Genomic DNA, 8168 nt, shown 5'->3' on the forward strand with positions numbered 1-8168 from the left:
TTTAGAATCAGTGCGTGGATGTGGTGCGTAAGGGAAAACCATTCAGTGGGCCTTTAAGGCCAAGGCCGGTAAAAGAGGCTTCAAGCCGCAGAGCAAACCACCAGTTCACACTGGTGGTTTTGATTCTTTTATTACTATAAGCATGTATCGTAAACTAGTGATGTTATATTTTTATTGGAATCTAAATATACAGCGGTTTATTTATCTAAGTAGCAAGAGAAACTTTTATTATAGAATTTCGGTATTCTTATCGATTAAGTGAAAGAGGATATGAACATTGCTTATAATAATTTTATTATAAAGGAGATAGCTAATGCCTATTATTAAGCATGAGCAATTTATTCTAGCATCAAGGGAAGTATGCTTTGACCTTGCAAGAAACGTAGAAATACATACTAAAACTACTTCTAAAACTAAGGAAGAAGCTGTTGGTGGGATTACTCAAGGTCTATTAAGGAAGGGCGATACTGTTACTTGGGAAGCTACCCATTTCGGTATTAGACAAAAGTTAACAGCAAAAGTAATTCATATGGAAAAGCCCACCATGTTTGTTGATGTCATGGTAAAAGGCGCTTTTAATTCTTTTACACATACTCATCGATTCGTAGAAAAGAATGGCGGGACTATAATGATAGATATCTTTGAATATAAGTCACCGTTCGGTATCGTTGGTATTATTGTAGACAAATTATTTTTGGAGAGATATATGGCAAATTTTATTAGCTCTCGTACTAAAGAACTAAAAAGGATTGCAGAAGATGTTGAATAAAACAGACTAGGGAGTCAGATAAGGGTTACATTATATCTGAGTTTCTGAGTTGCCTAGTAAAAAGTCTGTAACTAAACCATTATAGATCAATCTATTTCTACTTCTGGAGGGTAACACAACAGTGCAACAAATTAAATCTGATTGTATATTGCTAATAAAAGATTATGTTTTGAGTATATATTAAAGACGTGCAGTAATGGACTAAAGCCCACTTACGGAAACAGAAGGTCCAAACCCCAGTCCTTCCGTATAAAATCAAAACCTAGACAAATCATATTCTAAAGCATAAATAAAAGAAAGGATATGATTGTTGTGGATTTAAACTTAGTTTGGCAAACATTTCTTATTTTTATGGTGGGAACGATCATTTTAAGAATTGGTGGAAGAAAAACAATCTCTCAAATGACTATTCCCCAAACGGTTATGATGATCGCTATTGGTACATTGCTCATTCAACCTGTCTCTGGCCGGGGGCTTTGGACTACTTTTGGGATTGCTGGGTTATTGGTGCTTTTTTTAATTCTAGCGGAATTTATCCAATTAAAATTTGACAATGCAGAAACAGCGCTATCTGGTAAAGCTGCACCTGTTATTGAAGATGGTAAGTTAATGGAAAACAATTTAAAAAAACATAGATTAACTGTTGATAAACTAGAAGAACGACTACGGAACGCAGGGATTTCTAATATTGGTGATGTTCAATATGCTACATTAGAATCTAATGGACAATTAGGATACACTTTAAAACTGGAAAAACAGCCTGCCACAAAAGAAGATATTCAAAACCTGATTAAGTTCATTCAAAACGGACAACAAGTAGAAACCAATAATCAATCACCAGATAATATTTTCACTGAAACCTTAAAATACAAAGCTGATGATATACCTAAACATTTACAATAAGTACTTTTTTTTCGTGACGATGCTAAGACAATAGTTACAAGACGTTATAGATTTGCAGATTGATTAACCTTCATTTGATGAGGGTTATTTTTTTAGGAAAGTAGGAAAGTATTTTCGAGTATAATAGCACTTTTTACCATCCCTTTCCCTTATTAATTAAAGAAGGAGATTTGAAAATTTTGTCGAATATAGGATAACAACGGGATAGGGGCAGACCATTATAAAAGAAAAGAAAAAATTATATGATACAGGTTGGAAATTAATTAGACACGTAGTAGTAGCGCTAAGCCTATAGAATTTTAGGGGTGGTTCATATGTTTAAAGATACATCAATTGAGATTTATTTTTCCCTTTCAAGTACAGAGCCTGAATGGGATTTTCCACTTTCAATAGTAACAGAAAGGTTAGGAATTAACCCCACGGAAACGATAAAATTAGGTGAGTGGGTAAACATAAACAATCCTAAGATAAAAAGACAACACACATTTACCGAATGGGTATACAGTACAGGTATAGTTGAAACCTACGATTTCGAAAAGTTAATGAAAGAAGTAGTTCATGTCTTTAAAGATAAAGTGGACATTATTAACGAATTAATAAGAGAATTTCAAATAGAACCTAAGTTAAAAGCAGTTGTTTATGTAGAAGAAGGGCTTTCTCCTGGATATGTCTTGGAGTTAGAAGTAATGCAATTTGCACTTAACATAGGTGCAGAATTTGAAATTGATGACTATATTTCCGGCTTTGTAGAGGATACCGACGAAGAATAATAAAAAGTAAAGTACTCATCTAAAAGGTGAATAGTTTAAGAATTGTTAATTAGTGGAAACCATTTAATATTAATTTGAAAAATAGGCTAGAACCTGTTATTATGTCATTTGTGCATTTATTTTATGAAATGATAGAATGTGTTCACCCTGCTTATTAATCTGAATTTTCAGAAATGAGTTTAATTTACAACAACAGAATTAGCATTTAGGAGGACTATTTTTTATGGCGAAAAAAAGAAAGGGGCTATTTCAAAGCTCTTTAGATAGGATTGAACTAGTTGGGAATAAACTGCCCCATCCAGCAACATTGTTTGCAATTTTGGCACTTTTTGTTATTCTGCTTTCGGCGGCTTTACAACCATTAGGTATTAGTGTTGAACACCCTGGTGAAGAAGGAACGACAGTAGAAATCAAAAACCTTTTAAGTGCTGAGGGAATACAATATATATTCACAAGTATGACAGATAACTTTATCGGCTTTGCTCCATTGGGTGTTGTCCTACTGACGATGTTAGGAATAGGAGTGGCGGAGCGTACAGGGCTTATAAGCGCACTTCTTAGAGGATTTGTATTATCAGTACCTAATCGATTCATAACGTTAGGATTAGTCTTTGCTGGTATTATGTCTAGTGTGGCATCTGATGCAGGGTATGTTGTATTACCACCACTAGGAGCACTTATTTTTGCTGCAATTGGTAGGCACCCACTAGCTGGTCTGGCGGCCGCATTTGCTGGTGTTTCTGGAGGATTTAGTGCTAATCTATTATTATCTGGTACGGATGCGATGTTAGGGGAGCTGACGATTGCAGCAGCTGCAATAATTGACCCAGCATATGCAGAGACAATGAACATAGCAATGAACTGGTTGTTTATTTCTGTTTCGGTATTCGTATTAACATTTGTCGGTGCGTGGGTTACAGAACGAATTGTAGAACCACGACTTGGCGCCTATAAAGGTGATCAAAAAGAAGAATTGGAAGGTCTTCAAGCAATTGAGAAAAAAGGTCTAATCTGGGCTAGTATTACAGTGGTAATCGGTATCGTACTTGCGATGTTGCTTGTAGTTCCACCAAACGCACCGATGCGCGGTTTAGAGGGCGATGCAATGGAACAAATAATTCGATCGCCATTTATGAGTTCATTAGTACCAATTATTGCTATACTATTTTTTATTCCTGGTATAACATATGGAATTGTTACCAAATCCATTCGAAGCGATAAGGATGTTGCTAGCCAAATGTCAGATACCATGGCATCTATGGGAACATTTATTGTGTTGGCATTTACAGCGGGACAGTTTGTAGCATACTTTAATGAAACAAATATCGGACTAGTTATAGGTGTTTATGGTGCGGATTTTCTAGGGAGTGTTAATTTAACTGGTATTCCGTTACTTATTCTATTTATTTTGATTACCGCATTTATTAATTTGTTTATCGGAAGTGCTTCTGCAAAATGGGCGATGATGGCACCGGTCTTTGTACCAATTATGATGCAGCTTGGGTATTCACCAGAGTTAACACAAATGGCATATCGTATTGCAGACTCTTCTACGAATATCATTTCACCATTGATGACTTATTTTGCAATAATTATCGCATTTGCACAGAAATATGATAAAAAAATGGGTATTGGTACGTTAATTTCCACAATGGTTCCATATTCTATATTCTTCCTAATTAGCTGGATGATTATGCTTATTGTCTGGATGCTATTAGGACTACCACTTGGACCAGGTGGACCATTAGAATATCATCCTTAATCATTTTTAAAAAGCATTGCTTCATTAGAGGCAATGCTTTTTTCGTTACAAAACGCTATGGAAAAAGAAGGGATATTGAGAAATAGGCTATTATCTAAAAATAGTTTGATAAACTTTTAAGCTATTGGTTTACAATTCGGCGAAATTTTCATATACTTACAATATTAATTGAATACTAACTGGATGAGGTGCGAATGTCATCAGTAACTTACTATATAAATCTGCAAATTGTAGTAAGCGAAAGGGGCCTTTGCCGAAATAGAGCTCTGTTTGCAGACAGGTCTCTGTTGGATTGTATATTAAGAGTATGCAGTCTGTCATTATTCTTTGAATAATGGAGTGCTTCCACTTGTACATAGGACAGATCATGAAACAAGTCGGAATACTCGGCTTGTTTTTTTGTTGTTGGGATAATACTATGCCCAATTTCTGACCATCTTGGAGGTAGCAGCATCCGTAGAAAGAAGGAAGATTATGAAACGAAATGTACTTAAATTTGGCGGTACGAGTGTTAGTAGTCTAGAGAAAATTAAAGGTATAGCAGGCTACTTGAAGGACCGCGTGAGACAGGGAGAACAGCTAGTAGTAGTCGTTAGTGCAATGGGGAAGACAACAGATGAACTATTGGAACAGGTGAGTATGATTACTCAATCACCTAACGAACAGGATTTGGCTGTCCTCCTAACAACCGGTGAACAGCAGACCATCTCCTATCTATCTATTATTCTAAATGATCTAGGAGTAAAATCTAAGCCTCTTACAGGTTACCAAGCTGGTATCGAAACAGTTGGCCATCATTTAAAGAGCAAGATTTCAAAGATTAATACTAAGCTTTTTGAGCAACTCTTTGAAACATATGATGTTCTTATCGTCGCTGGTTTCCAAGGATTTAATACGGACAATGAAATTACTACACTTGGCCGTGGAGGATCTGATACGACAGCGGTAGCACTTGCAGCAGCAATTCAATGCCCATGCGAAATCTATACAGATGTGGCTGGGGTTTATAGTACCGACCCGCGAATCTATCCTAATGCTAAACGGTTACAAGTAGTTTCATATGAGGAAATGATGGAGATGAGTGCGCTTGGTTCAGGTGTTCTCGTATCTCGAAGCGTAGAAATAGCAAAGAATTTCAATATTCCTATTTACTTAGGTAAAACACTGTCAGATGAGAAAGGAACTTGGGTTATGTCAACGGTAGAAATGATAGAGAAAAAAGCGGTCACAGGTGTTGCGATTGATCAGGATATGATTCATGTGACATTGAACTATCCTGAGAATGATATACACCTACTTGATAGAGTATTCATCCATTTGGAGCAAGAGGAAGTTAATGTCGATATGATCTCACAGATCACGAACAATGAAGGATTACAATTATCCTTTACGATGAAAGACACGGAAGAATATCAAATCCAGAAAATCTTCTCCCATCTAAAAGAAGACTATCCTGAGCTCTATTTCAAAATAGAAAACCAATTTGCTAAAGTATCCGTTATTGGTTCAGGAATGCGTGACATGACGGGGGTTGCCTCCAAAGTCTTTCGTACATTAATTGAATCCGATATTCCATTTTATCAGGTCACGACATCAGAAATCAGCATTTCTTATGTTTTAGATATCGAAAATGGGGAAAAAGCAGTACTACTTTTGTGCAAAAGCTTTGATCTATAGTTTTTTAGCGGTGCATGCTAGTGGATTTCATCTAGGGGTTCTTGCTTTCCTATTTAAGAGGTAAGAGGCTGGGACAAAAGGTTCTAATCAAAGGAAAAACCGAACATCGTTCACATACTTCACTTTAGGAATATAGTTCGCTGTCACTTCTAGTACAAGTGCGACAACTTCATGAGGGGCCTGGCCTCATGCGTGTCCTATCCTCTCAAAGGAGTCTAGGTATATTTCCGGAGCTAGTATCGTTTATAGTTCGGTTTTCCATATAGAGCCTTTCATTCTGGCCCAATCTCTTTTAGTGTTCACTTATTAATAATGTTATGGTAAGACATATTCGTCTATAAAGTTCTTATTTTACAACTTCTACCTTCACGTCTTTGTAGATTCAACTGAAGGTACTATATGTTGTTCTTTTGCCATCTGCTTTACAATTTTTGGTGCACTCCATAGTGGTGGAAGGAGCAATATCGATACAGGTACTGCTGTTACAACGATAAAGTTTTGTAATGCTTGTATACTACCTTCCCCAATTGTGAGTAGTACGACGGATAATATACCGAATAAAACGACCCAAAAGACTCTCATCCACTTTTGTGGTTGATCTGTACCTTGTAAGGTTACGGCTACTGTATAGGAAATGGAATCCACTGTAGTCGATACAAACACTATACTAACGATTAAGAACCCAATAGCTATCCATAATCCCATTGGTAGTTGATCCATAATTGCCATTACGGTCGCAGGCATTCCACCAGCATCTAATGGGGTTGAAATGGAACCAGGATTTGCTAGTTCATGTGATAATCCAGTACCACCAACAACGGCAAACCAGAAATTACTAACTAATGGAGCAATAATAGATACAGCTATAATAAGCTCTCTTATCGTACGACCACGCGATATTTTACTAATAAAAATAGCCATCATTGGTGCATAGCCTAGGAACCAGCCCCAGAAAAATACTGTCCAATAACCAAGCCAAGCTTGATCTGCACGATATAAATTCATTTCGAAAAAATGCTGTAATTGAAAAGCTTCCGCACTAATAAAAGAATCTATTAAAAACATGGTTGGACCAATAATGAGAATAATTGCTGTTAATAATACAACAAATATAACGTTTAAACGACTTAAGAACTGAATACCTTTGTCAACTCCACTTGCTACTGATATAGCAGCAATAAGGATTAGTGCGCCAACAACGATAATATTCGTAGCCAACGTATTTGGAATACCTAGTAAAAAGTGAAGTCCATAACCAATTTGCAGACCTAAAAATCCAATCGGACCCATGGTACCTGCAGCAACTGCAATAATGGAAACAATATCTGCAGTTGAACCAATTATACTTTTGGTAAATATTTTTTCACCGAAAATAGGGTATAAAATAGCACGTGGTTTAAGTGGATATCCTTTATGATAATGAGCATACATGAGGACAATAGTTGTTAACGTACCTAAACACGCCCAAGCTAGGAATCCCCAGTGCACAAAGCTTTGTGATAAAGCTGGTGTGACTGCCTCTTGTTGTGTCATCCCAATATTTTCAAACAACGGTGGAGTGGTAACAAAATGATAGATTGGCTCTGATGCAGCCCAAAAAACACCACCACTAGCTAGAAGCGTACATAAAATCATAGAAATCCAACGGAAATAACCGTTCTCAGGCTTCTCCATTTTTCCTAACTTCAGATTTCCATATTTAGAAAAAGCTAATATAATACCAATTACAAAATTCCCTAGTAATAATAATTGCCAATACGCACCAAAAAAAGTTACGGACCAATTGAAGGAATCGGTTACCCAACCTTCAACCATATCGATGTCAATTAATGAAAAAATGACAAAGAGGAATAAAAATCCTCCACTTACAGCAAATGTAGTCCAGTCCGTTTTGAAATTCTTTATTGTTTTCATTCTTTTCCTCCCAGAATATATAACGAAGCGAGAACGTTATGTTAATCTTCTATTGATAATCTTTGATGTCTTGAGGAAAAGGTTACGGAACTGAAGTACCACTTGCTCTCTTTCTGAACCTACACCTATTATAGTCGTCTAAAATAATTTCACCTACCTTCATTTAAATTTAAAAACCTGATTAGCCGAATGATAAGTTTAATATTATATCGATAAAACGCCATTCAGTCAAACCACTGAACTGTTAAGATTGAGTCAAGTATTTGTGGGAGATTTTTAAAGTCCCTTATTTTGTATTGTTTTAATTCCAAATTTGACAACGGTTTCAGATTTATATCTTTCCATCTGTTTCCGCTTTTTTACTTTTTTAAAT

General features: G+C 36.2%; 6 protein-coding genes and 1 riboswitch. Of the genes, 5 read left to right on the top strand and 1 reads right to left on the bottom strand.

The genetic code is table 11. The features are described from left to right. Positions 1-313: 313 nt before the first annotated feature. The 5 genes from AAIB49_RS18755 to AAIB49_RS18775 all read left to right on the top strand — a co-directional run bounded on the left by AAIB49_RS18755 (position 314) and on the right by AAIB49_RS18775 (position 5881). Positions 314-769 carry an SRPBCC family protein gene (locus tag AAIB49_RS18755; RefSeq protein ID WP_343458934.1) on the top strand — a complete coding sequence of 152 codons (456 nt, stop codon included), beginning with the start codon at positions 314-316 and terminating at the stop codon, positions 767-769. A 312-nt stretch (positions 770-1081) separates the two neighbouring features. Continuing rightward, positions 1082-1672 (top strand): DUF421 domain-containing protein, encoded by a 591-nt coding sequence (locus AAIB49_RS18760; protein WP_481857898.1) that lies wholly within the window; start codon positions 1082-1084, stop codon positions 1670-1672. Positions 1673-1986: 314 nt separating this feature from the next. After that, entirely contained in the window at positions 1987-2442 is a 456-nt protein-coding gene (locus AAIB49_RS18765; protein ID WP_343458936.1) for a DUF4279 domain-containing protein, read from the top strand. 223 nt (positions 2443-2665) lie between these two features. Then, the gene (locus AAIB49_RS18770; protein WP_343458937.1) at positions 2666-4204 is read left to right on the top strand and encodes an AbgT family transporter; all 1539 of its coding nucleotides are present in this window, start codon (positions 2666-2668) and stop codon (positions 4202-4204) included. A gap of 175 nt (positions 4205-4379) precedes the next feature. Next, positions 4380-4557, top strand: a riboswitch (Lysine riboswitch). Between the two features lie 121 nt (positions 4558-4678). Continuing rightward, a complete protein-coding gene (locus tag AAIB49_RS18775) occupies positions 4679-5881 on the top strand; it encodes an aspartate kinase (protein WP_339217094.1) in 1203 nt (400 codons plus the stop codon). A gap of 366 nt (positions 5882-6247) precedes the next feature. Here AAIB49_RS18775 and AAIB49_RS18780 read toward each other — a convergent pair whose 3' ends face one another. Next, positions 6248-7795, bottom strand: coding sequence for a BCCT family transporter (locus AAIB49_RS18780; protein WP_343458938.1), 1548 nt, complete (start codon positions 7793-7795; stop codon positions 6248-6250). Positions 7796-8168 lie beyond the last annotated feature (373 nt).

The sequence above is a fragment of the Ornithinibacillus proteolyticus genome (assembly GCF_039581225.1).
GTDB lineage: Bacteria > Bacillota > Bacilli > Bacillales > Amphibacillaceae > Ornithinibacillus > Ornithinibacillus massiliensis.

What these genes read in the sequence shown, in the direction of transcription:
- AAIB49_RS18755 (WP_343458934.1), top strand. Translation starts at nt 314, where the DNA reads ATGCCTATTATTAAGCATGAGCAATTTATTCTAGCATCAAGGGAAGTA.
- AAIB49_RS18780 (WP_343458938.1), bottom strand. Translation starts at nt 7,795, where the DNA reads ATGAAAACAATAAAGAATTTCAAAACGGACTGGACTACATTTGCTGTA.
- AAIB49_RS18765 (WP_343458936.1), top strand. Translation starts at nt 1,987, where the DNA reads ATGTTTAAAGATACATCAATTGAGATTTATTTTTCCCTTTCAAGTACA.
- AAIB49_RS18775 (WP_339217094.1), top strand. Translation starts at nt 4,679, where the DNA reads ATGAAACGAAATGTACTTAAATTTGGCGGTACGAGTGTTAGTAGTCTA.
- AAIB49_RS18770 (WP_343458937.1), top strand. Translation starts at nt 2,666, where the DNA reads ATGGCGAAAAAAAGAAAGGGGCTATTTCAAAGCTCTTTAGATAGGATT.